Origin of the sequence: Amycolatopsis echigonensis (genome assembly GCF_014174495.1) — a bacterium.
Lineage (GTDB): Bacteria > Actinomycetota > Actinomycetes > Mycobacteriales > Pseudonocardiaceae > Amycolatopsis > Amycolatopsis echigonensis.
Window position 1 is genome coordinate 1 of the sequence record NZ_JACJHR010000106.1, and the last position, 24,858, is coordinate 24,858.

At 69.5% G+C, this 24,858-nt stretch carries 18 protein-coding genes and 1 tRNA gene; 8 read left to right on the forward strand and 11 right to left on the reverse strand.

Annotation, left to right across the window (positions count from 1 at the left end; translation table 11 throughout):
- Positions 1–251: 251 nt before the first annotated feature.
- The 4 genes from H5411_RS40925 to dnaE form a co-directional block, all read right to left on the reverse strand.
- On the reverse strand, positions 252–1,442 hold the full coding sequence (locus tag H5411_RS40925; RefSeq protein ID WP_183126915.1) for a low temperature requirement protein A: 1,191 nt from the start codon (positions 1,440–1,442) through the stop codon (positions 252–254).
- 103 nt (positions 1,443–1,545) lie between these two features.
- Entirely contained in the window at positions 1,546–2,349 is an 804-nt protein-coding gene (locus H5411_RS40930) for a MerR family transcriptional regulator (RefSeq protein ID WP_183126917.1), read from the reverse strand.
- A gap of 544 nt (positions 2,350–2,893) precedes the next feature.
- Entirely contained in the window at positions 2,894–4,363 is a 1,470-nt protein-coding gene (locus H5411_RS40935; protein ID WP_183126919.1) for an MFS transporter, read from the reverse strand.
- Complete coding sequence (gene dnaE / locus H5411_RS40940) at positions 4,363–7,953, reverse strand: DNA polymerase III subunit alpha (protein WP_101435029.1); 3,591 nt, start codon at positions 7,951–7,953, stop codon at positions 4,363–4,365. Before dnaE ends, H5411_RS40935 begins: the two co-directional genes overlap by 1 nt.
- Positions 7,954–8,378: 425 nt before the next feature.
- On the opposite strand from dnaE, the gene H5411_RS40945 reads away from it, so the two are divergent.
- The 4 genes from H5411_RS40945 to H5411_RS40960 all read left to right on the forward strand — a co-directional run bounded on the left by H5411_RS40945 (position 8,379) and on the right by H5411_RS40960 (position 13,303).
- Complete coding sequence (locus tag H5411_RS40945; protein WP_101435030.1) at positions 8,379–9,056, forward strand: FadR/GntR family transcriptional regulator; 678 nt, start codon at positions 8,379–8,381, stop codon at positions 9,054–9,056.
- The gene (locus tag H5411_RS40950) at positions 9,053–10,489 is read left to right on the forward strand and encodes an amino acid permease (RefSeq protein WP_183126921.1); all 1,437 of its coding nucleotides are present in this window, start codon (positions 9,053–9,055) and stop codon (positions 10,487–10,489) included. The genes H5411_RS40945 and H5411_RS40950 overlap by 4 nt, the downstream gene beginning before the upstream one ends.
- Positions 10,486–11,430: an asparaginase gene (locus tag H5411_RS40955; protein ID WP_101435032.1), complete on the forward strand. Its 945-nt coding sequence runs from the start codon at positions 10,486–10,488 to the stop codon at positions 11,428–11,430. The genes H5411_RS40950 and H5411_RS40955 overlap by 4 nt, the downstream gene beginning before the upstream one ends.
- A gap of 250 nt (positions 11,431–11,680) precedes the next feature.
- Positions 11,681–13,303: a CocE/NonD family hydrolase gene (locus tag H5411_RS40960; protein ID WP_183126923.1), complete on the forward strand. Its 1,623-nt coding sequence runs from the start codon at positions 11,681–11,683 to the stop codon at positions 13,301–13,303.
- On the opposite strand, the gene H5411_RS40965 is transcribed toward H5411_RS40960, so the two are convergent.
- Together H5411_RS40965 and H5411_RS40970 are read right to left on the reverse strand one after the other, a co-directional pair.
- Positions 13,293–14,054 (reverse strand): metallophosphoesterase, encoded by a 762-nt coding sequence (locus H5411_RS40965; RefSeq protein WP_183126925.1) that lies wholly within the window; start codon positions 14,052–14,054, stop codon positions 13,293–13,295. The genes H5411_RS40960 and H5411_RS40965 overlap by 11 nt on opposite strands.
- A 4-nt stretch (positions 14,055–14,058) precedes the next feature.
- Positions 14,059–14,673, reverse strand: a complete 615-nt coding sequence (locus H5411_RS40970; protein ID WP_183126927.1) for a GntR family transcriptional regulator — start codon at positions 14,671–14,673, stop codon at positions 14,059–14,061.
- A gap of 46 nt (positions 14,674–14,719) precedes the next feature.
- Between H5411_RS40970 and H5411_RS40975 the strand changes: the two genes are divergently transcribed.
- Entirely contained in the window at positions 14,720–15,904 is a 1,185-nt protein-coding gene (locus H5411_RS40975) for an aminotransferase class V-fold PLP-dependent enzyme (RefSeq protein ID WP_183126928.1), read from the forward strand.
- 305 nt (positions 15,905–16,209) lie between these two features.
- Here the strand turns inward: H5411_RS40975 and H5411_RS40980 are convergent.
- The 3 genes from H5411_RS40980 to H5411_RS40990 all read right to left on the reverse strand — a co-directional run bounded on the left by H5411_RS40980 (position 16,210) and on the right by H5411_RS40990 (position 17,283).
- A tRNA-Val gene (locus tag H5411_RS40980) sits at positions 16,210–16,281 on the reverse strand.
- A gap of 45 nt (positions 16,282–16,326) precedes the next feature.
- Positions 16,327–16,791 (reverse strand): peroxiredoxin, encoded by a 465-nt coding sequence (locus H5411_RS40985; protein ID WP_037362700.1) that lies wholly within the window; start codon positions 16,789–16,791, stop codon positions 16,327–16,329.
- A gap of 57 nt (positions 16,792–16,848) precedes the next feature.
- A complete protein-coding gene (locus H5411_RS40990) occupies positions 16,849–17,283 on the reverse strand; it encodes a DUF3052 domain-containing protein (RefSeq protein ID WP_101435038.1) in 435 nt (144 codons plus the stop codon).
- A gap of 399 nt (positions 17,284–17,682) precedes the next feature.
- Between H5411_RS40990 and aceE the strand changes: the two genes are divergently transcribed.
- The 3 genes from aceE to H5411_RS41005 all read left to right on the forward strand — a co-directional run bounded on the left by aceE (position 17,683) and on the right by H5411_RS41005 (position 22,223).
- Entirely contained in the window at positions 17,683–20,478 is a 2,796-nt protein-coding gene (gene aceE / locus H5411_RS40995; RefSeq protein WP_101435039.1) for a pyruvate dehydrogenase (acetyl-transferring), homodimeric type, read from the forward strand.
- A 136-nt stretch (positions 20,479–20,614) separates the two neighbouring features.
- A complete protein-coding gene (locus H5411_RS41000) occupies positions 20,615–21,826 on the forward strand; it encodes an alpha-hydroxy acid oxidase (RefSeq protein ID WP_101435040.1) in 1,212 nt (403 codons plus the stop codon).
- A gap of 151 nt (positions 21,827–21,977) precedes the next feature.
- Entirely contained in the window at positions 21,978–22,223 is a 246-nt protein-coding gene (locus H5411_RS41005; RefSeq protein ID WP_101435041.1) for a hypothetical protein, read from the forward strand.
- 2 nt (positions 22,224–22,225) lie between these two features.
- On the opposite strand, the gene H5411_RS41010 is transcribed toward H5411_RS41005, so the two are convergent.
- Both H5411_RS41010 and H5411_RS41015 read right to left on the reverse strand, forming a co-directional pair.
- Complete coding sequence (locus tag H5411_RS41010; protein WP_101435042.1) at positions 22,226–22,864, reverse strand: nicotinamide mononucleotide transporter family protein; 639 nt, start codon at positions 22,862–22,864, stop codon at positions 22,226–22,228.
- A 381-nt stretch (positions 22,865–23,245) separates the two neighbouring features.
- On the reverse strand, positions 23,246–24,115 hold the full coding sequence (locus H5411_RS41015; protein ID WP_183126930.1) for a mechanosensitive ion channel family protein: 870 nt from the start codon (positions 24,113–24,115) through the stop codon (positions 23,246–23,248).
- Positions 24,116–24,858 lie beyond the last annotated feature (743 nt).

Here is a 24,858-nt window from a genome sequence, read left to right on the forward strand (position 1 = left end):
TTTTTCCGGAGTCCAACTCTACACCCTCTGAAGCTCGAGGCTTCGTCGGGGGCTGGTTCAGCTCCGGAGGTTTTGGGACCACCCACTCTACCACTACTGTGGGAGCTTGGTTCGTGGCCCCGGCGGCCGCCCGGTCTCCCTGGCGACGAAGAGAACATTACACGGCCCGAAACAGCCCTCGAACAGGGGGGTCCCTTTTTTCGCGCCAAGCCGCTGACCTGCGTCGATCCGGCACCCCGACCCGAAGGCGGTCAGCCCGGCTCACGCTCCCCGTGCGTCGCGATCACCGTGACCCCGACGAGCACCGCCGCGAGGACTGCCGTCACGTGGATCGGCGCCGGCCCGAACGACGCCGCCAGCACGAGCACCGCGGCCGCCGGGAAGCCGATCGCGATCGGACGGCATTCGTTCGTCGGGCCGATATGCAGCAGCCACACGCTCAGCAAGAAGACCGCGACCGGGATCGTCACGGCCAGCGCGGTGACGACGCCGCTCACGTGCACCTGCCCGCTGTCGAAGCCGACCGCCAGTTCCAGCCCGGCGCCGACCGCCGCGGCCGAACCGAAAATCAGGTAGTGCCCGTATCCCCAGCTCAACGCGGTCCGCAGCGAGTTGCCGCGTTCGAGCCGGGCGTGGCCGGGCTGGTCGAAATAGAGCCACCACATCGAGAACACCAGGACGAGGCCCGCGGCGGCGAGCGACACCAGCTCCCCGGTGTGCTCGCCCTCCGCGATCCCCTCCTTCACCGCGTTCGTGGCACTGAGCACGGTCTCGCCGAGCACGATCAGCGTGAAAAGCCCGTACCGCTCGGCGATGTGGTGCGGGTGCCACGCCGTGCCCGACCGTCGCTCCGCCAGCACCGGCACCGCGAGTTCCAGGACGACCAGAACGAAGAACCCGATCAGCCCCGAGGCGCCGGGCAGCGCGAGCCGGACGATCCAGAGGATCTGGCAGAGCGTGATGCCGGCCGCGTAGAAGTACGCGGTCGGGCGCGCTTCCGGGGCCTGCCGCGCCGCGCGAAGCCACTGGGTGACGGCGGCCAGGCGCATCAGGACGTACCCGATGACCACGATCGTGAAGTCGCCCTCGAAGGCTTTGTCCACGCCGGCCGCGACGGTCAGGCCGCCGGCGATCTGGACGAGGGTGGCCAGCCGATAGGGCACGTCGTCGGTGTCGAACGCGGACGCGAACCAGCTGAAGTTCAGCCAGCCCCACCAGATCGCGAAGAACACCATCGCGAAGCTGAGCACCCCGTGCCCGAGGTGGCCTTCGGAAAGCGCGTGATGCAACTGTGCGGCGGCCTGCCCGACGGCGACCACGAAACACAGATCGAACAGCAGCTCCAGCGGCGTCGAGACGCGGTGTCCTTCGGCGCTGTCGCGTGGCCGCATCGGCCGGTACCACACCCGGATCCGGTTGCCCGGCAACGACTCGTGGGCCATGTGCGCTCCCCTTTCCGCGGGACGCGGCCCATCCCAACATGATCGACGGCCCGGCGCGAGCGCGACATCCCCGAGGAGCGGAAACCGGGTGAAACCGGACGCCTCAGCGCAGCCGGACCGCCAGTTCGAAGACCGGGTCTTCGAGGCCGGCCCGCCCGGGGTCGCACAGGAAGATCTGGCGCGGCTTCCAGTCCGCCCGCAGGTCGTGGTCGGCCAGCCAGCGGTGCAGAGACTCCGCCCCGAGCGCGGTCATCATGTTCGCCTTCAGCACGGTCACGTATGCCTCGCGGCCTGCGTCGTCGGCGCTGAGCGTCATTTCCGGAAAGGCGATTTTCTCGCCTTCGGGGTCGATCGGACAGCAGAACTCGACCAGGCCGTCGCTGTCATTGCTGATTTCGCCGTGGTAGCGCAGGAACGGCCGCGCGCCTTCCGGGCGCGGAACCGACGGGCCGCCGAAGAACGCGAACAGCGGGGCGGCGAACTCGCCGATCCGATCGGCGGTCAGGTGCTCGGAGGCGGTGAGCAGCGTGCGCGCGGGCACTTCGCGGACAGACACGTTGTACATCGGGGTTTCCTTCCCGGCCAGCCGGTCGAGGAAGAACCCGGAGAGTTCCTGCTTCGCGCGCCATTCCCGCTCCTGTTCGTCCCAGTACGCGCGGACCTCGGCTGCCGCGGCTTCGGGCGACAGGTCGAGGACGGTCCGGATCCGCGACAGCGGCATTTCGATCCGGCGCAGCTGGACGACGCTGCGGGCCCGCTCAAGCTGGTCCGGCGAGTACCAGCGATAGCCGGTGTCCGGGTCGATGCGGGCGGGCGGCAGCAGGTTCGTCTCGTCGTACAGCCGGAGCGCCTTGGGCGAAAGGCGGGCCAGGCGCGCGAACGCGCCGATGGTCAGCAGGTCCGTCATGGGTTCTCCCTCGTTCGGAATGTCCCGAGCGTGGAGCCGGTCCCAAGGGGAAGGTCAAGCGCTCTCCGGCATTCCCGCTGTCCGAAGCCGCGTGTGGCAACGACAAGACAGGGCGAACCTCGGCGCGAAGACGAGAAGGGGGGCAAGCGTCCCGCGGGCGAGCAAGGCCCAGCCGAGAAGGGCGGGCGGGCCCGGCTCCCCCTCGCCCGGGCCCGCCCCGTTGCCTTCGCGCGCACTCGGCCGGCCACTCCGGGCAGTGCCCCGGCGATTCGCCGTACGGTCCCCCGCGGACGCCGACGAATTCGTACCGGGATGCGACTCCGGGTGTCCATTCCCCGGAACTTCGGACTCCCGGGCCGCTCGGCCGATCGACCCATCCCCGGTCGATCGAACGAATTGCCACTGTAGGTAGCCAAAGTGTCGATCTGAAGGCTCCATAAGGTCTACTCGGTTGCTCTGAGTAGCACTAGGGCCGAAGGTCACCTGTCACTCGGATGGAGTATCACCTGGTGGCGGCGAGAAGGGGGAGATCAGCGTGGCGAGCTTACGTTCGGTGAATATTCGCTGCGGACTGCGCCGCTTGCTGGTCCTCCGTCAGGATGGCCCGCCGTCGGCGGGCGCGAAGTTCGAGGGTCGCGAAAGCCAGCGCGACCAGGGTGAGCCCGGCCGCGCAGCACATCGCCGCGGTGAGCGCGGTCTGGTGCCCGGACGTCGCGACCACTGATTCGAACACCGACGCCAGCACGGCCGTGCCGATCGCGGTGCCGATCCGCTGGCCGGTCTGCAGCGCTCCCCCGGCGACACCGGCCAGCCGGTTCGGCACGCATTCGAGCGTGAGCGTCGTGTTCGGCGAGATCACCATCCCGCCGCCGATCCCGCCGATCAGCAGCGGACCGGCCACCGCGAACCCCGCGGCCGACGGCGGCACCAGCTGCACGACCACTCCGACCGACAGCAGCGCGAGCGCGACGATGCTCAGCCCGGCGACGGTGAGCCGCCTGCCGAACCGGGCCACGAGCCGTCCGGCGACAGCCGCCGTCACGGCCGAACTCAGGGCGAACGGCGTGACGGCCAGCCCCGACTGCAGCGGCGTGTATCCGAGCCCCTGCTGGAAGAAGAGCGCGAACACCAGCCAGATCCCGGCGAACCCGCAGAAGTACAGCGCCCCGACCGCCGCGCCGCTCGCGTAGCCCGGAGTGCCGGTGAAGAGCCGGATGTCCAGCAGCGGCGGCCGGTTCTTTCGCGTGACGCGGCGTTCCCACCACACGAAGGCCGCGCCGAAGACGATCGCCACCCCGAACAGCCACCAGAAGCGGCCGAGCCCGCCCCGTTCGGATTGCACGAGCGGCAGCAGGACGCCGAGCACCGCGACGGCCAGCAGCGCGATCCCGGCGAAATCGATTTCCGTGCGCAGCCGGAATTTCCGCCGGTCCGTGCGAGGCAGCAGTTTCATCGCGAGCCCGAACGCGACCACGCCGATCGGCACGTTCACGTAGAACACCCAGCGCCAGCCGTCCGGGTCGCCGAACAGCGCGAGGATCACGCCGCCGAGCACCGGCCCGACCGCGGTGGAGATCCCGACGACCGCGCCGAACATGCCGAACGCGCGGCCGCGCTCGGCACCGCGGAAAAGATCCTGGATCAGGCCGCTGTTCTGCGGCGTCAGCATCCCCGCGGCACAGCCCTGGGCCAGCCGGGCGGCGACGAGCGTCGCCGGGTCGGGGGCCGCTCCGGCGAGCGCGCTCGTCGCGACGAACCCGGCCAGAGCGAGGAGGAACATCCGCCGGCGGCCCAGCGCGTCGCCGAGCCTGCCGCCGGTGACCAGGACCAGTCCGAAGGCGAGCGCGTAGCCCGAGACGACCCATTGGATGGTGCCCGCGCCCGTGTTCAGGTCGCGCTGCATCGAGGGCAGAGCCGTGTTGACGATGCTGACGTCCAGCAGCGTCATGAACCCGGCGGTGAGGGTCACCGCGAGCGCCCGCCAGCGGCGGGGATCCGGCTCCGCCCCGGTCATCAGGTGTTGGCGGTGATCCCAGGGATGCCCTTGAGCTCACCGATGAGCATCGAACTGACCTTCACCGGGTAATCGTAAAGCGCGAAGACCGTCTGGTTCTTGCCGACGAGCTTGAGGTGCACCGGCGTATCGCCCTTGTGCGCCAGCAGCGTCGACTTCAGCTCGCTGACCACGGCCTGGTCGATCTTCTCGGCGGCGGCCAGCAGCACCAGCGGCGGTTCCTCGTCGCCGTTGCCGATCTCGGAGAGGTCCAGCGGCACGAGCCCGCCGCCGAACACCGACATCTTGTCCTCGCGCCAGTTGACCCGGCCCTTCACCAGCACCGCGTTGTCCTCGACCAGGTCCGCGGCGAACATCGAGTACGCCTTGGCGAAGAACAGCACCTCGATCGCGGCGTCCATGTCCTCGACAGTGCAGATCGCCCAGGGCTCGCCCTTTTTGTTGACCCGGCGTTCGAGCGAGGTGAGCAGGCCGGAGATGACGACCTCGCCCTCCTTCGGCGGGTCGGCGAGCAGGGCTGCGATCGGCTTCGGCGCGTGTTTGCGCAGGATGCGCTCGGCCCCGTCGAGCGGGTGCGCCGACACGTACAGGCCCAGCATTTCGCGTTCGTAGGCGAGGAGCTGCTTGCGCGGGTACTCCTCCTCGCCGAACTTGAGGTGCGCGAGCGGCGAGGACGACGGAGCCGCCTCGGCCGCGTCGCCGTCGTCGGCTCCGAACGAGCCGAACAGGTCGAACTGGCCCATCGCTTCCTGGCGCTTGAGCGGCACCACGGCTTCCACCGCGTCCTCGTGCACCTGGATCATCGACAGCCGCGTGTGCCCCATCGAATCGAACGCGCCCGCCTTGATCAGCGACTCGATCACCCGCTTGTTGCAGGCCACCAGCTCCGACTTGTCGAGGAAGTCGGTGAACGAGGAGTACTTGCCCTTCTCCTCGCGCGTCTTGATGATCGACTCCACCACGTTCGCGCCCACGTTGCGCACCGCGCCCAGACCGAACCGGATGTCGTTCCCGACGGCCGCGAACCGCAACGCCGATTCGTTCACGTCCGGCGGCAGCACCTTGATCCCGAGCCGGCGGCACTCCGACAGGTAGATCGCCGATTTGTCCTTGTTGTCGCCCACCGACGTGAGCAGCGCGGCCATGTACTCCGCGGTGTAGTTCGCCTTGAGGTAGGCGGTCCAGTACGCGATCAGGCCGTAGGCGGCGGCGTGCGACTTGTTGAACGCGTACCCGGCGAACGGGAGGATCGTGTCCCACAGCGCCTTGACCGCTTCCGGCGAGAAGCCGCCTTCGACGAGCGGGCTCGATTTCATGCCCTCTTCGAAGCCCTCGTACTCCTTCTCGAGGACTTCCTTCTTCTTCTTGCCCATCGCGCGGCGGAGCGTGTCCGCTCGGCCCATCGTGTAGCCCGCGACCTTCTGGGCGATCTGCATGATCTGCTCTTGGTAGACGATCAGGCCGTAGGTCTCGGACAGGATCTCCCGCAGCGGTTCCTCCAGCTGCGGGTGGATGGGCTTGATCTGCTGCCGGTTGTTCTTGCGGTCGGCGTAGTCGTTGTGCGCGTTCATGCCCATCGGACCGGGGCGGTACAGCGCGAGCACCGCGATGATGTCCTCGAACCCGGTCGGCTGCATGCGCCGCAGCAGGTCGCGCATCGCGCCGCCGTCGAGCTGGAACACGCCGAGCGTGTCGCCCCGGCCGAGGAGCTTGTACGCCTCCGGGTCGTCGAAGCCGAGCCGGTCGAGGTCGATCTCCTCGCCGCGGTTGGCCTTGATGTTGTCCAGCGCGTCGCCGATGACGGTCAGGTTGCGCAGGCCCAGGAAGTCCATCTTCAGCAGGCCGATGGCCTCGCACGACGGATAGTCCCAGCCGGTGATGATCGAGCCGTCGTCGCGCTGCCACACCGGGATCGCGTCGGTGAGCGGCTCGCTCGACATGATCACCGCGCAGGCGTGCACGCCGGCGTTGCGGATCAGGCCCTCGAGGCCGCGGGCGGTCTCGAAGATCGTCTTGCACTCTTCGTCGGTCTCGACCAGCGTGCGGACCTCGGCCGCCTCCGCGTAGCGCTCGTGCTTCGAGTCGACGATGCCCGACAGCGGGATGTCCTTCGCCATGATCGGCGGCGGCAGCGCCTTCGAGATCCGGTCCGCGATGGAGTAGCCGGGCTGGCCGAAGTGCACGCGGGCGGAGTCCTTGATCGCCGCCTTGGTTTTAATCGTGCCGAAGGTGATCACCTGCGCGACCCGGTCCGCGCCGTATTTCTCGGTGGCGTACCGGATCATCTCGCCGCGCCGGCGGTCGTCGAAGTCGATGTCGATATCGGGCATCGACATGCGCTCCGGGTTCAGGAACCGCTCGAACAGCAGCTTCTGCGGGATCGGGTCGAGGTTCGTGATGCCGAGCGCGTACGCGACGAGCGCGCCCGCCGCGGAACCGCGGCCGGGGCCGACCAGGATGCCGACCTCCCGGGCGTGCTGGATCAAGTCGGCGACGATCAGGAAGTAGGCCGGGAAGCCCTTGCCCTCGATGACGTTGAGCTCGTAGTCGCAGCGTTCCTCGTAGCCCTCCGGGATGCCCTCGGGGAACCGCCACTTGAGCCCCTCGGCGACCTGGTGCCGCAGCCAGCTGGCTTCGGTGTGGCCCTCGGGGACGTCGAAGACCGGCATCCGGTCCTTGTGCGCGTACACGTCCTCGTACGACTCCACGCGCTCCGCGATCAGCAGCGTGTTGTCCGCCGCCCCCGGGACCTCCTTGTCCCAGTACTCGCGCATTTCCTGCGCGGACTTCAGGAAGTAGCCGTCCCCGTCGAACTTGAACCGCGTCGGGTCGTTCAGCGTCTTCCCGGCCTGCACGCACAACAGCGCCGAGTGCGTGTCCGCCTGGTCCTTGGTCACATAATGCGAATCGTTCGTCGCCAGCGGCGGCAGGTCCAGCAGCTTCCCGATCTCCAGCAGCCCCTCGCGCACCGACCGCTCGATCGGCAGCCCGTGGTCCATCAGCTCCAGATAGAAGTTGCCCGCCCCGAAAATGTCCTTGTAGTCCGAGGCCGCCTGGATCGCCGCCTCCCGCTGCCCCAGCCGCAACCGCGTCTGCACCTCGCCCGACGGGCAGCCCGTCGTCGCGATGATCCCCTCGGCGTTCTCGGCGATCAGCTCCCGGTCCATCCGCGGCTTGCGGTAATACCCCTGGATCGACGCCAGCGACGACAGCTTGAACAGATTCCGCAACCCGGTCGCGTTCCCCGCCACCATCGTCATGTGCGTATACGCACCGCCGCCCGAGACGTCGCCGCCCTCGCCGAACTCGTCCGACCCCCGCTGCGACGCCTGCCCCCAGAACACCGGCTTCTTGTGAAACCGGCTCTCCGGCGCGATGTACGCCTCGATCCCGATGATCGGCTTGATCCCGTGCTTCTTCGACGTCTGGTAAAACTCGTCGCCGCCGTACATGTTGCCGTGATCGGTCATCCCGACCGCGGGCATCCCCAGCCGGGCCGCCTCCTCGAACAGGGGTCCGATCTTCGCCGCACCGTCCAGCATGGAGTACTCGGTGTGGACGTGCAGGTGGACGAAAGAATCGTTCGACACCAGCGAAAACCTCCCCTAGGCAGACGGCTTCCCGGCTCCGGTCGACGCGGCGGGCCCGGGCTGCCCACCCTAGTCCGCCGCGGCAGGAGCGCCGCGGTTGGGCGCTCCGGCTCCATCCTCCCTCCGAACCCGCCGGGCCCGGCCCCGACGCGCCGGGCGGCAGGGCCTGCCGCGTTCCCGGCGATGATCACCGGGAACGCTCTCCTGACTCGCTTGCCCGGACACGGTCGCACCCGGCACCGACAAAAACCGGGGCCGCCGGGAGCCGCACCGCTCAGAGTCACCCGGGAGCGTGAACCAAGCCACAACCGCCGAGCAAGGGGCCATGGCGTCGCTTGACAGCGGCCGGGCCGGAACCGACTATCCGTCGCGTGAACCTGTCTGACAGCCGGGCAGCCGGACCGCTCCCCCGGCGCGTCAGCGCGATGGAGGCCGTCCTGGCCCATCTGCGGCAGGCGATCGAGCAGGGCGAGTACGCGGTCGGCGACCAGCTGCCCTCCGAGGCCGCGCTGAGCAGGGAGTTCGAGGTCAGCCGCTCGGTCGTGCGCGAGGCGCTGCGCGGGCTGCAGGCGCTCGGGCTGACCGTGTCGCGCACCGGCCGCGGCACGTTCGTGACCGCGAGCGGCCCGCCGGAGAACCCTACGTTCGGCGACTACTCGGCCCGCGACCTGGTCGAGGTGCGCAGGCACGTCGAGGTCCCGGTGGCCGGATACGCCGCGCGCCGCCGCGATGCCGACCAGCTCGCCCTGCTCGCCGATCTCGTCGACCGGATGGACGCCGAGACCCGGGACGCCGCGTGGGTGGCGCTCGACTCACAGTTTCACGTCACGATCGCGCGGGCATCAGGCAATCCGGTGTTCGCGAAGGTGATCGAAGAGATCCGCGACGCGCTGGCCCGCCAGTCGGCGTTCCTGAACCAGCTCGGCGGGCGGCGGACCCAGTCGAACGTCGAGCACCGGCGCATCGTCACGGCGATCGCCGAAGGCGAGGAAGACGCGGCCGCGGCCGCGATGACCGAGCATCTCGATCACGTCGAGAAGACCCTGACCACGATCGTACGACCGGCGCGCGCCGGCGAAGCAGAAACAGGTACCACCGCGTGACTGAAGAAACCCTGCCCACGACTGCCGAGGCGGACACCGCCGACGCGGGCGACGCCGGATACCGCAAGGCGCTGAAATCCCGGCACATCAACATGATCGCCATCGGCGGCGCGATCGGGACCGGTCTGTTCCTCGGAGCGGGAGGGCGGCTCGCGCAAGCCGGTCCGGCGCTCGCGATCGTGTACGCGGTGTGCGGGCTCTTCGCGTTCTTCGTGGTGCGCTCGCTCGGTGAACTGATCCTGCACCGTCCGTCGTCCGGCGCGTTCGTGTCCTACGCGCGCGAGTTCATGGGCGAGAAGGGCGCGTACGTCGCGGGCTGGATGCACTTCCTCAACTGGTCGACCACCGGCATCGCGGACATCACCGCCATCGCGCTGTACGCGCACTTCTGGTCGTTCTTCACCCCGATCCCGCAGTGGGTGCTGGCGCTGATCGCGCTGGCCGTAGTGGTGTCGCTGAACCTCGTGTCGGTGAAGCTGTTCGGCGAGATGGAGTTCTGGTTCTCGATCGTCAAGGTCGCCGCGCTGGTGCTGTTCCTGATCGTCGGGATCGTCCTGCTGGTGACGCAGCATCCGATCGACGGCCACGTGCCCGGTCCGCAGCTGATCGCCGACCACGGCGGCGTGTTCCCGGCGGGCATCGTGCCGATGATCCTGATCGTGCAGGGCGTCGTGTTCGCCTACGCCTCGTGCGAACTGGTCGGCGTCGCGGCGGGCGAAACCGAGAACCCGAAGGCGATCGTGCCGAAGGCGATCAACTCGATCATGTGGCGGATCGCGCTGTTCTACGTCGGCTCGGTCGTGCTGCTGGCGATGCTGCTGCCGTGGAACGCCTACACGGCCGACCAGAGCCCGTTCGTCACCGTGCTGGCGAAACTGGGCGTGCCCGGCGCGGACAGCATCATGAACCTGGTCGTGCTGACCGCCGCGCTGTCGAGCCTCAACTCGGGGCTGTACTCGACCGGGCGGATCCTGCGCTCGATGTCGCTGGCCGGGTCCGCGCCGAAGTTCACCGGCGTGATGAACCGCAACCAGGTGCCCTACGGCGGGATCCTGCTCACGTCGTCGGTGTGCGTCGTGGGCGTCGGGCTCAACTACGTGGTGCCGAAGGACGCGTTCGAGATCGTGCTGAACTTCGCCGCCGTCGGCATCCTCGGCACCTGGGCGATCATCGTGCTGAGCCATCTGCTGTTCGTGCGCAAGGCCAAGCGCGGCGAGGTGACCCGGCCGCACTTCCGGCTGCCGTTCTCGCCCTACACCGAGATCGCGACGCTCGCGTTCCTCGCCGCGGTCGTCGTGCTGATGGGCTTCGACAAGACCGGCCGGATCACCCTGCTGGCGCTGCCGCTGATCATCGCCGCGCTGGTGGTCGGCTGGTTCGTCGTGCGCAAGCGGATCGACATGAGCGCGTTCGACAAGGCAGAGGCGTCGTGACTCCGCAGGAGCGCGACCCGCGGCACGTTCCGCTGGTCCACCTTCTGCGCGACGGCATGGTCGAGGGCGTGCACCACGGTTCCGTCGTGGCGCTCGCTCCCGACGGCTCGACGCTGTTCGAGGCGGGCGACCCGGACGTCGCGATGTACCCGCGATCGACCGCGAAACCGCTGCAGGCCACCGCGATGGCCCGCCTCGGACTGCGACTCGATCCGGCCGGTTTCGCGATCGCCGCGGCCAGCCACTCCGGCGAACCGCGGCATCTCGAGGCGGCGGCCGCTGTCCTGGCGAGCCGAGGCTTCGCCGAAACCGACCTGGGCAACCCCGCTGACCTCCCGTATGACCCGGTCGAACGGGACGCCTGGATCGCCGCCGGACGGCAACCGTCGCGCCTCGCGCACAACTGCTCCGGCAAGCACGCCGCGATGCTGGCCGTCTGCCGGGAGCAGCAGTGGGACGTCGACGGTTACCTCGATCCGGCGCATCCGCTGCAGCGCGCGATCCGGGAGACCGTCGAGGAGCTGACCGGACAAACCGTGCCGCGAGTGGCCACGGACGGCTGCGGCGCACCGCTGTTCGCGCTCTCCCTGAGGGGTTTGGCGCGTGCTGCTTCGCGAATCGCGACTGCGCCTGAGGGTTCGCCGGAATCGTTGGTGGCCAACGGGATCCGGGAACATTCGGATCTGGTGGCGGGCAGTCGCCGCGACGTCACCCGGCTGATGCGAGCCGTGCCAGGGCTGATCGCGAAGGACGGTTTCGAAGCAGTGCAACTCGCCGCGCTGCCAGACGGAACCGCAGTAGCCCTGAAAATCGCCGACGGCGGCGACCGCGCCCGGCCCGCGGTGCTCGCCGCAGCACTGGCCCGAGCCGGAGTCGACCCGGACCTGCTTGCCCCCTTCAGCAATCCAGCCCTCCGGGTGACGGACGCGCTGGCCGCGTAGCCCAACAGGAACCAGCGCACCCAACGCATCGAGGCGCCCAGCCCCTCCCCCGCACCCCGATACGAAGCCTCCCCTGCGGTCTGGGGGTGCTTGTCAAGGCATCTTTCCCGCCTTGACAAGCACCCCCGAACCGTCAGCACACTCGGGCTTCGGGGTGCCCCACGCACACCCGCCTGCAATGTCGCCGCCAGGCGACGAGCCGCCCCGCAGGAAGAAGCGAACCCCTAACAACTCGCGTACGTTCGATTACGTGCTGAACCGAATCGTCGACCGGCTGCTCGGTCTTCCCGCCGCCGAAGGCCCGGCGATCGCCGCCAAGGGCCTCCGCATCCCGATGCCGGACGGCGCGCACCTCCTCGCCGACCGCTACACCCCGCCCGGCCTGACCTCCGGCCCGGTCGTGTTGATCCGCACCCCCTACGGCCGCACCGGCCCGCTCGCCAAGCTGTTCGGCGAAACCTTCGCCCGCCACGGTCTCCAGACAGTCCTGCAAAGCACCCGCGGCACCTTCGGCTCCGAAGGCGAATTCCGCCCGTTCCACACCGAACGCGAGGACGGGATCGCGACCGCCGAATGGCTGCGCGCACAGCCCTGGTGCGACGGGCGGATCGCGATGGCGGGCGCGAGCTATCTCGGGCACACCCAATGGGCGGTCGGCCCGTACCTCGATTCTCCGCTGGAAGCCATGTGCCTCGGCATCACCGCGTCGGAATTCGTCAGCACGTTCTATCCGGGCGGGGTGCTCGCGGCGGACAACATGGTGTCCTGGTCGGCCATGATCGGGAAGCAGGAGGAGCGGTTCGCCGCGCTGCCGAATCCGCTGCAGAAGCGGCGCACGCGCAACGCGATGGCGTACCTGCCGATCGCGGGCGCGGACGTGGCGGCGATCGGCAAGCCGGTGCAGTTCCTGCAGGACGTCACCGAGCACGCGGACCCGGACGACGATTTCTGGCAGATGTCGGACCACAGCGCCGAAGTCGCGAAGCTCGAGGTGCCGGTCAGCATGGTCACCGGCTGGTACGACCTGTTCATCCGCGCGCAGATGCGGGACTTCCGCACGCTGCAGGACGCCGGACGGTCGCCGCGGATCACCGTCGGCCCGTGGTCGCACGGCGAACCGGCCAGCTTCCGCGTGCTGATCCAGGACCAGCTCGACTTCCTGCGCGCGCACCTCGCCGACGACCGCGCCCAGCTGCAGCGCTCCCCCGTGCGGATCTTCCTGCAGCAGGCGTCCGCCTGGCTCGATTTCGACCACTGGCCGCCCGCTTCCGAGCCCACGCACGCACATCTGCGGCCGGTCGGCGGCCTCGGCGAAACGGTGCCCGGCGCGGCCTTGCCCACGTCGTTCGCCTACGACCCGGCGGACCCGACCCCGGGCGTCGGCGGTCCGCTGCTGATGGGGAAGAACAAGCAGCGCGACAATTCCGCGGTCGAGGCACGCGACGACGTGCTGGTCTTCACCGGCGAACCGCTCGTGCACGACGTCGACGTGATCGGCGACGTGTCGGCCACCTTGTTCGTGCGGGCCGAATTGCCCGACGCCGACGTGTACGTGCGGCTGTGCGATGTCGACCCCAACGGCATCTCGCGCAACGTCACCGACGGAATCCTGCGGCTGCGTCCCGGCGTGCCCGAGGCCGACGCCGACGGCGTGGTGCGGGCCGACGTGGAACTCGACCCGACCGCGTACCGCTTCCGTCGCGGGCACCGGTTGCGCGTTCAGGTCGCGGGCGGCGCGTTCCCCCGGTTCGCGCGCAATCACGGTACGGGAGAACGGGTTTCGTCCGCGGTGCGCGGCACGCCGAACCGGTTCGAGGTGTTCCACGACGAGGCCCGGCCGTCGCGGGTCACGCTGCCGGTCTTTACGCGGTGACCGCGCGCTGATGCGTCGTCAGCCTGCCGTCGTCGTGCAGCACGTGCAGCAGAAGCGACGGCGGGGTGCCGAAGTCCAGCGGCCCGCCCTCGTCCCAGCCGCGGCCCGCGCCGGGTTCCACCGGCAGCAGTGATCCGGACACGACCCCCGGCGCGATCCGCACCGGCACGCCCGCGAACTCCGTCGCCGCGCCGGTGTGCACGTGTCCGCACAGCAGCGCCGCCACGCCGGGATGCCGCTTCAGCACGGCGGCAAGCCGGTCTTCGCCGGTCTGGCGGATCGCGTCCACCAGCGGCACCCCGACGTCGAGCGGCGGGTGGTGGAACGCCACGAGCGACGGACCGGCATGGCTGGCGAGCGCGTGGTCCAGCCAGGCGAGCGTCTCGTCCGCGAGGTATCCCGCGCCCGTGCCGGGGATCGTCGAATCGCACGACACGAGCAGCACGTCGGCCACCTTGGTCGCGGTGTTCACCGGGGCGTCGCTAGCCGGTTCTCCCAGCAGCGCCTCACGAAACGGCGCGCGGACGTCGTGGTTGCCGGGGCAGACCACCACCGGCACCGGAAGGTCCAGCAGTTCGGCCGCGCGACGGTATTCCTCGGGCAGGCCGTGATCGGCGATGTCGCCGGTGGCGAAGACGGCGTCTACCGGTTTTTCGAGGTTGCGCAGGTACCGCGTCACCGCGGCGGCCCGTGCGTCGGCGCGCTCGCTGCCGTCGAGGTGGATGTCGGAGAGATGCGCGAAAACCCGCACTGGATCAGCTCCCTTTCAGGTACGCCAACGCTTTCACCCAGTTCTGGACAAGCAACGCGGACGCACGGGGCAGGTCGCCCTCCCGGAGCGCCGCCGCGATTTCGCGGTGTTCGGCCACGCTCTCGGCCGCCCGGTCCCGCCCGCCGAAGTATGCCGTCTCGTAGCGTTTGAGCAACGGCTTTGTCTGCTCGATCAAGCGCAGCAGATGCGGGTTGTCGCAGCGGGACGTGAGCAGCGCGTGCCATCGGTCGTCGGCCGCGGACGGGTCGGCGGAATCGGCTGTCTCGTCGGAAATCCGGTCGAGCGCGTCCGGGAGCGAGGCGAGTTCGAGCGGCGACGTCCACCGCAGTGCGAGCGCTTCCAGTTCGGCGACCAGCGGGTACAGCCGGCGCGCCTCCTGCGGATCGAACGGCGCGACGAGGAACCCCCGCCCCGGCGCGGCGACGAGCAGCCCGCGATCGGCCAGACCGATGAGCGCCTCGCGCAGCGGCGTCCGGGAAACACCCAGCTCGGTGGCCAGATGGACCTCGTTGACGCGGGTGTCCGCGGGAAGCCGTCCGTCGAGCACGCGCGCGGTGATCTCTTCGAGAAGTTCGCCGCGCATGAGTCTCTTGCCCATGCCGACGAGTATTGCACACAGTCCACCCGTACTGTATTCAGTTCATATGGCCAGCACTTTCGATGTCGACCGCGCCAGGCACGAAACGCCCGGGTGCGCCGGAGTCGCGCACTTCAACAACGCCGGCTCCGCTCTCCCGCCCGCCCGTGTCACCGACACCGTGATCGACTACCTGCGCACCGAATCCCTTCTCGGCGGCTATGAAGCGGCCGAACAGGCCAAGGACCGCATCGACGGCGTGTACGCCTCGATCGCGCGCCTGCTCAACGCCGCGCCGGACGACATCGCGCTCAGCGACAACGCGACTCGCTCATGGCAGGCGATCTTCTACGCGCTGCCGTTCGGACCGGACGACCGGATCCTCACCGCGAGCGCCGAATACGCCAGCAACGCCATCGCCTACCTCCAGATCGCGCGCCGGACCGGAGCGACCGTGGAGGTCGTGGGCAACGACGAAACCGGCCAGCTCGACGTCGACGACCTGCGCCGCCGGATCGACTCCGACGTCAAGCTCATCGCGGTGACCCACGTGCCGACGCAAGGCGGCCTGGTGAACCCGGCCGAGGAAATCGGCGCCGTCGCGCGCGAGGCGGACATCCCGTTCCTGCTGGACGCGTGCCAGTCGGCCGGTCAGCTGGACCTCGACGTCGAACGCATCGGCTGCGACGCCCTGACGTCCACCGGCAGGAAGTACCTGCGCGGCCCCCGCGGCACCGGCTTCCTGTACGTGCACCCGCGACTGCGCGACCGCCTCGAACCGGCGATGCTCGACCTGCACTCGGCGACGTGGACCTCCCCCACCGAGTACGTCGTCGACCCGACCGCGAAGCGGTTCGAGGTATGGGAACGCGATTTCGCCGCCGTCCTCGGTCTCGGCGCGGCAGTGGACTACGCGATGGAATGGGGCCTGCCCGCGATCGAAGAACGAGTCGCCGCCCTGGCCGCGACGCTGCGCTCCCGCCTGGCCGACGTGGACCGGGTCACCGTGCACGACGCGGGCGCGCGCAAGTGCGGTCTCGTGACGTTCAGCGTCGACGGACTGCCCGCGGAGGAGATCAAGAACCGGCTGAACGCGGCCAAGATCAACACGAGCGTCACGCACGCGTCGTCGGCACAGTACGACTTCACCGCACGCCGCCTGCCGGACCTGGTGCGCGCGTCGGTGCACTACTACAACACCGACAAGGAAATCGACCGGCTGACCGGCGAGGTAGCCGCGCTCGCGCGGTGAGGGCGGCGAACGGAGATCACCCGTTTGACGCAGTATCCAGGACCGCCGAAGCCGCCTCTTGTCTCGCGTACACCCGCGGAGAGCGCCGCGGCCGGGCCTGTCGAGGGGGCAGGCCCGACGGGGCCGGCGGGGGAAACGAGAAGGCCCCCTGGGCCGGGATTGGGGGACCCGGCCCAGGGGCTTTCTCTTGCGTTCGGGGACTTCCTGGCGAGCCCAGAGCCGCCACCGCCCCGGAACGGCGTGAAAAACAACAAACCCCATCCAGTGAAGACTTCACCGGATGGGGTTTGCCGGATCGAGCACGGTGGGCGCAGCAGGGATCGAACCTGCGACCGCTCGGGTGTAAACCGAGTGCTCTCCCGCTGAGCTATGCGCCCGCGCGCCGGAGCAGGACCGAAACCCCGCCCCGGCGGACGAAACAATCAGGCGGTCAGTTCCTCGACGGCCTTCTTCCACCCCGCCTGGTCGCGCGCCTCGCCCGGCGCGTTGACCTCGGCGAAGCGGACCACGCCTTCGGTGTCGATCAGGAAGGTGCCGCGGACGGCGAGCCCTGCCTGGTCGTTGAAGACGCCGTACTTCTGCGCCACCTCGCCGTGCGGCCAGAAGTCCGACAGCAGCGGGAACTGGTAGCCCTCCTGCTCGGCCCACGCCTTGAGCGAGAACGGGGTGTCGACCGAGACGCCGAGGACCTGGACGCCCTTGCCGTCGTAGTCGCCGAACTCGTCGCGCAGCTGGCACAGCTCGCCGGTGCAGATCCCGCTGAAGGCGAACGGGTAGAACACCAGCAGGACCGGCTTGTCGCCCTTGAACTGCGACAGCGTGACCGGCTGCTTGTTGTAGTCGTTGAGCGTGAAGTCAGGGGCCTGCGAACCGACCTCGACGGCCATACCGGCGATTCCTCTCCAAGAGCGGACACGAGCGTGCCCGCCCACCCTATCGCGGCCTCAGCGCTGCTTGGCTTTCGAGGACTTCGGCGACACCAGCCGGGTGCCCAGCCAGCCCGGGCCCACGCTGATGTTCGCCGTCTGGGCGAGCCCGACCTGCGGCACCGCCTCGGCGATGTCGCTGGGCTCGACGTGCCCGGGCTGCCCGGTCTTCGGGGTCAGCACCCAGATCACGCCGTTCTCGTCCAGCGGGCCTCGCGCGTCGACCAGCGCGTCCCCGAGGTCTCCGTCGTTGTCGCGCCACCACAGCAGCACGACGTCGATGACCTCCTGCGCGTCTTCGTCGAGGAGCTCACCGCCGATCGTTTCCTCGATCGCCGCGCGGACGTCGTCGTCGACGTCATCGTCCCAGCCGATCTCCTGGACCACCATGTCCGGCTTGATGCCAAGGCTCTCGGCGACGCCGGCAGTGCCTGCGTCTCCCGCGGCGACCACTGCTTCCACTCCTCCAACTACGACGGAGCGCGGCGGTAGGTCCGCCGCACTCGGATACACGGTTGTCGAACAGCGAACACTGACGCGGCGCTGCGCGCAACCGTCCACACCGGATCTTTGGCAAGTCGTGTCTGCAGCGTAGGGGCCCGCCGCGGCGTCGCCCGACTCCGGGTGGCACTCAGTACCCCACCACTGCGGAGCCCTCCCGGGGAGCCTCCTTTAGGGTGGAGGAGAGAAAACGCGCGCGCGATACACCGTGCGCGGGGAGTGGCGACACTCGGGCGGCCGATGTTACCGGGCAGTACAGGTGACGGGAACCCCAACCGGGACGACCATGGACGTCGGCGAGCACTCCCGCCCACCAGCTACAACGGCTACAACCAGCTACAAGGAGACCCCTTGGCCCCGCAGAACGACGGCGCCTCCGGCAAGGAGACCCCGGCTCGCGTACGCGTCATCCGTGACGGACTCGCGGCGCACCTTCCCGACATCGACCCGGAAGAGACCAGCGAATGGCTGGACTCCTTCGACGAGGCGCTGGCGCGAGGGGGCCAGCAGCGGGCCAGGTACCTGATGCTGCGCATCCTCGAGCGCGCCCGGGAGCGCAACGTCGGCGTCCCGGCGCTCACGTCGACCGACTACGTGAACACGATCCCCACCGAGAACGAACCGTGGTTCCCGGGCGACGAGGAGATCGAGCGCCGCTACCGCCGCTACATCCGCTGGAACGCGGCGATCATGGTGCACCGCGCGCAGCGGCCCGGCGTCGGCGTCGGCGGCCACATCTCCACCTACGCCTCGTCGGCGGCGCTGTACGAGGTCGGCTTCAACCACTTCTTCCGCGGCAAGGACCACTCCGGCGGCGGCGACCAGGTCTTCTTCCAGGGCCACGCCTCCCCCGGCATGTACGCCCGCGCGTTCCTCGAGGGCCGCCTAACCGAGCAGCAGCTCGACGGGTTCCGGCAGGAGTACAGCCACGCGGGCGCGGGCGGCGGCCTGCCGTCGTACCCGCACCCGCGGCTGATGCCGGAGTTCTGGGAGAACCCGACGGTGTCGATGGGCCTCGGCCCGATGAACGCGATCTACCAGGCGCGGTTCAACCGCTACCTGCGCGACCGCGGCATCAAGGACACCTCCGACCAGCACGTCTGGGCGTTCCTCGGCGACGGCGAGATGGACGAGGCCGAATCGCGCGGCCTGATCCACGTGGCCGCGGGCGAGGGCCTGGACAACCTGACCTTCGTGATCAACTGCAACCTGCAGCGGCTCGACGGCCCGGTGCGCGGCAACGGCAAGATCATCCAGGAGCTCGAGGCGTACTTCCGCGGCGCGGGCTGGAACGTGATCAAGGTCATCTGGGGCCGCGAGTGGGACTCGCTGCTGCACGCCGACCGCGACGGCGCGCTGGTCAACCTGATGAACGTCACGCCGGACGGCGACTACCAGACGTACAAGGCCAACGACGGCGCCTTCGTCCGGGAGCACTTCTTCGGCCGCGACCCGCGGACGAAGGACCTGGTCAAGGACCTCACCGACCAGGAGATCTGGAACCTCAAGCGCGGCGGCCACGACTACCGCAAGGTGTACGCGGCGTACAAGGCGGCCATGGAGCACTCCGGCCAGCCGACGGTGATCCTGGCGCACACGATCAAGGGCTACGGCCTCGGCCCGGCGTTCGAGGGCCGCAACGCCACGCACCAGATGAAGAAGCTCACCCTCGACGACCTGAAGCTGTTCCGCGACACCCAGCGGATCCCGATCAGCGACGAGGAGCTCGAGCGCGACCCGAAGCTGCCGCCGTACTACCACCCGGGCCCGGACTCGCCGGAGATCGAGTACATGCGCGGCCGCCGCAAGGCGCTGGGCGGGTACCTGCCGGAACGCCGCCCGAAGGCCGCCAAGGCGCTCGTGCTGCCCGGCGACAAGGTCTACGAGGGCGTCCGCAAGGGCTCGGGCAAGCAGGAGGTCGCCACCACGATGGCGATCGTCCGGCTCATCCGCGAGCTCGCGAAGGACTCGGAGATCGGCAGGCGGATCGTCCCGATCATCCCGGACGAGGCGCGCACCTTCGGCCTCGACTCGATGTTCCCGACCGCCAAGATCTACAACCCGCACGGCCAGACCTACACCTCGGTCGACGCGAGCCTGATGCTGGCGTACAAGGAGTCCGAGAAGGGCCAGCTGCTGCACGAGGGCATCAACGAGGCGGGTTCCACCGCGTCGTTCACCGCCGTCGGCACGTCGTACGCGACGCACGGCGAGCCGATGATCCCGATCTACATCTTCTACTCGATGTTCGGGTTCCAGCGCACCGGCGACGGCCTGTACGCCGCGGCGGACCAGATGGCCCGCGGTTTCGTGCTCGGAGCCACCGCCGGCCGCACCACGCTGACCGGCGAGGGCCTGCAGCACGCGGACGGGCACTCGCTGCTGCTGGCGGCGACCAACCCGGCCGTGGTGGCCTACGACCCGGCTTACTCGTTCGAGATCGCGCACATCGTCAAGGACGGCCTGCGCCGGATGTACGGCGAGACCGGCCCGGACGGCAACGGCGAGAACATCTTCTACTACATCACCATCTACAACGAGCCCTACCAGCAGCCGGCCGAGCCGGAGAACCTGGACGTCGACGGCGTGCTCAAGGGCCTCTACCGGTACGCCGACGCGCCCGGCGGCGACGGCCCGGAAGTGCAGGTGCTGGTCTCCGGCGTCACGATGCCGGACGCGCTCAAGGCGCAGAAGATGCTGGCCGAGGAGTGGGGCGTGCGGGCCGCGGTGTGGTCGGCCACGTCGTGGGGCGAACTGCGCCGCGAAGCGGTCGAGATCGACCACGACAACCTGCTGCACCCGGACGAGACGCCCCGGATTCCGTACGTCACGCAGAAGCTGTCGGAGGTTTCCGGCCCGGTCGTGGCGGTCTCGGACTGGATGCGCGCGGTGCCGGACATGATCCGCCCGTGGGTGCCCACCGACATGCTCACGCTCGGCACCGACGGGTTCGGCTTCTCCGACACCCGCCCGGCCGCGCGGCGCAAGTTCCTGGTGGACGCCGAGTCGATCACCGTCGGCGCGCTGTCCGCGCTCGCCAAGCGCGGCGAGTTCGACCAGGCGAAGGTCGCCGAGGCGGCGCGCCGCTACCGGCTCGACGACGTGGCGGCCGCGGGGCCGCAGACGTCCGACTCCGGAAACGCGTGAGCGGAGCCTGACCGCGTCGCCCTGACCGGCTGAAGGTCGCGAGAGGCCCCTCCGGGACGGACACTGTCCCGGAGGGGCCCCTACTTTAAGCTAGACATCGGATGTATCCCGGATGCCTGACGAAAGGTGGTCGAGCGTGACCCAGCGTCGCCTGCCCCGGCCCAGCGAGCTCAAAGAGATCCTGCGGCCGAAGCCGATCGTGCTCAACCCGACTGACCGGCGCCTGGCCGGCGCGCACACGATCGCCGACCTGCGGATGATCGCGCGCAAGCGCACCCCGCGCGCGGCGTTCGACTACACCGACGGCGCCGCCGAGCTCGAGGACAGCCTGCGCCGTGCCCGGCAGGCCTACCGCCGCGTGGAATTCCAGCCCAACGTGCTGCGCGGAGTGTCCGATGTGGACACCAGCAGGGAGATCCTCGGGAAGCGCTCGGCGCTGCCGTTCGCGTTCGCGCCCACCGGGTTCACGCGGATGATGCAGACCGAGGGCGAACGCGCGGTGGCCCGCGTGGCGCAGCGCAACAACATGCCGATGGCGCTGTCGACGATGGGCACCACGTCGATCGAGGACCTCGCGGCGGCCGCACCGGACGCGCGCAAATGGTTCCAGCTATACGTGTGGCGCGACCACGGCGCGGGCGAAGATCTGATGAATCGCGCCTGGGAGAGCGGCTACGACACGCTCCTGCTGACCGTCGACACCCCGGTCGCGGGCCAGCGGCTGCGCGACGTCCGCAACGGGCTCACCATCCCGCCCGCGATCACGCTGAAGACCTTCGTGGACGGCGCGATGCACCCGGCGTGGTGGTTCAACATGCTGACCACGGAGCCGCTGAACTTCGCGTCGCTCAACCGGTTCGGCGGCACCGTCGCGGAACTGCTGGACAAGCTGTTCGACCCGACGCTGAACTTCGACGACCTCGACTGGGTGCGCCAGACCTGGCCGGGGAAGCTGGTGGTCAAGGGTGTGCAGAACGTCGACGACGCGCGCGACGTGGTGAAACACGGCGCGGACGCGGTGCTGCTGTCGAACCACGGCGGCCGCCAGCTCGACCGCGCTCCGACGCCGATCGAACTGCTGCCCGCGGCACTGGACCAGATCCAGGACAGCGCCGAGGTCTGGGTCGACACCGGCATCCTGTCCGGCGGCGACATCGTGGCCGCGCTCGCCCGCGGCGCGAACGCGGTGCTGATCGGCCGCGCGTTCCTGTACGGCCTGATGGCCGGCGGCGAGCGCGGCGTGCAGCGCTGCGTGGACATCCTGCGCACCGAGATGATCCGCACGATGCAGCTGCTCGGGGTCCGGCGGGTGGACGACCTTCGTCCCACGCACGCGACGCTCCGCTGAACCCCAGCCCGTGAGGGACTCCTTGCGGGAATCTGATTCCGCCAAGGAGTCCTTCACGGACTTTCCGGCCCGGCTGGCACAGTCGGCGTAATCCGGTATCCAGTGACGGACATCACGTCTCCTGCCTTCGGATCGTCCGAGGGAGAAGGCCATGTCCGTTCCGCTGAACCGCCGCGAGCTGGCGATGCTGCGCGCGATCGCCGCCGGTCGAGCCGAACTCACCCGCAGCTGCGAACCGGACCTGAGGGTCGACGGCCTGCCGTGCTGCGACCAGACGACCGCGCACGCCCTCGTCCGGGAAGGCCTGGTCCGCCCGGTGTCCGCGCCGGGCGGCACGGTCGGGCAGTGGACGCGGGCCGAGCTGACACCGGACGGCCGACTCGCGCTCGGCGCCTGACCTCAGCGCGCCGCGGCGACGGCCTTCTCGCCGGCCACCGCGGTGCGCGCCGAGCGGTTCCAGCTGATCCAGCCGTGGATCACGAGTGCGGCGAAGACGATGTAGATGGCGGCCGAGAAGTACAGGCCGGAGCTGATCTGCAGCGGCACGCCGATCGCGTCGACCACCAGCCACACGCCCCAGAACTCCACGAGCCCGACGCCCTGCGCGGTGAACGCGACGAGTGTCCCGACGAAAATCGCGGCATCCGGCCAGGGTGCCCACGAGGCGTTGAGCGCCTGCAGGGTCAGCGCCATCGCGACCGTGCCCAGCCCGAACGCGCCGAGCATCGCGGCCCGCTCGGTCCAGCGGCCCTTGCGCACGGCGACGCCGTACACCGGGTCGGTCCGGCGATTCCAGGCCCACCAGCCGTAAAGCGAGATGAGCAGGATCGCGACCTGCCGTCCGGCGAGGCCGCCGAGGTGCGCGGACGCGTAAACGGCGAAGAGCAGGACGGTCGCGCCGACCTGCACCGGCCAGGTCCACAGCGTCCGCCGCTGCGCGAGGAACACGACCGCGAGCGCGAACACCTGCCCCGCCAGCTCGGCAATCGAGATCCACTGCCCGAACACGGTCACGCCGTGGTGCAACAGGAAGTCCACGTCGGCACCCCTTCCGATCTACGCCTCCCAACATGCAACACGGAGCCGCCATTCCCGTGCCGATGTGAGACTGCGGACAGTCCCGCGGAGTGGACGCCGAGGCCGGACCTGGCAACGGCCCGGAGCCGGACGCCAGGTGGCTGGCCCGGCCTTTCCGTTGCCGGGCTGACGCGAATGAATCAAGGTCGCGGACAGGCCGAGGGGCCGCGCTGCCGAAGCAACGCGGCCCCTTGCTCAACCCCGATCCGCGGATCGGGGAAAGGCCGTCAGCGAAGCGACCGACCGGGTCCGACCCCGGTCAGCAGCACGGCCCGGGCACCAGCGAGTGCCCGCGGATCAGCCCGCGGACGTCGCCAGGTCGCCCTCGCCGCCGGTACCGGCTCAGCGCTCCACGCGCCCGAAGCCGGCCGGCGGGGTCGGCGGCTCCGGCGGGCGTCCGCCGTCCGCGGGCATCTGGCGGGTCTGCTCGCCGGGCTGCGGAAGGCTGCCCGACTGCGACTGCGGGTAGCTCGCCGTCCGGGTCTGCCCGGCGTGCGCGTGCTGCCCGCTCACCTGGCCCGGCTCCCGCGAACCGGGGGCCGAGCCCGAACCGAGCTGGCCCTGCAGGTTCGACAGCCAGCCGTCCCACCGTTGCTGGGCCGGTTTGATCAGGCCGCCGCCGAAGCCGACCACGATCACGCCGCCCGCGGTCGCCAGCGCCGCGATCAGCAGCGGGCCGGTCACCGTCGTCGCGATGTTCACCTGGCCGAGCGCCGCGATGATGCCGAACGCCATCACCAGCCAGTACGCGACCGTGCTGAGCAGCCGTCCGGCCGGCCGGCCCGACAGCGCGCCCGCGACGACGTCCCGCACGACCTTCGCGATCGCCGCGGCCACGATGATCAGCACCACCGCGACCAGGATCCTCGGCAGGAACGCGATGATGTCGTTCAGCAGCTGGCTCACCGGGTTCGACTGCCCGAACACCCCGAACGCCAGCTGCAGCGCGATCAGCAGAATGAAGTAGTAGACGAGTTTCACGAGCACGGCGGTGGCGTCGAGATTCGCGCCCTTCACCATTCCGGTCAGCCCGGTCTTCTCGACCATCCTCGTGAAACCGAGCTTTCCGAGAACAAGCCCGACGGCTTTGGAGACGGCTTTCGCGATCAGCCAGCCGATCAAGAGGATGATCAGAAAACCCACGAGTTTCGGGACGAACGTGGCCACCAGATTCCAGGCCTGTCCGAGTCCGTCCTTGAGTTGTTCACCCACGCTGGCTCCCTTCGCCGCGGTTCGACGTGGATTCCGGCACCGTCCTGTCGCACCGGGTCGCAGGACAGGTACCCACTGGGCCCGGGTGCTGTGCACCACGATCGAGTGAGACGACTGGCGCGGGAAGATCAATGGCCGCCATACTTGTCGTACCGGTGGGGACCGGGGAGACGAGGCCGCTCGGCGCAGCGAAAACCGCAAGCGCCGAGCGGCCTCGAACATTTCCCGCTCTTTATCGCCGCGCGGAGGCGCTTCCGAGACGAATAGGGTTCGGGTTTTCTCCGCCGTTCATCTGGCCTTCATGTTCGGCCGATTGGCGAGCTGTCGACGGATGTGCGCGCCGACCTGGGCGTGGCGGCGGAGATCTCCGGACGGGAATCCTCGCGAGGCGCGATCTGTACGGAGCGAATTCGCGTTGCCCGACCACCCTCGGCGGCGAATTGCGCTGATCTTCCGCGCGCCTGCCGGATAACGGCGACACGGCAATAGCACCCCGGACGAGAGTCCGGGTGAACGGCATTAACCGATGCTCGGCGGACGATCGGCACAGCGGGCTCGCGAGGGCGGCGTTCACGCAACTCACCCATTGCCGCTAACCCACCTGGGTTAGGGCCTCCGCCGCGCCGGTCCCTCACACGTTCGGCGCGCCCACCGAGAGTAGAGGCTTTCGGCACCTCTCCACACCAACGGCGGCCCGCGGCCCCCCCCCCCCGCCCCCCCCCCCCGCCCCCTCCGCCCGGCCC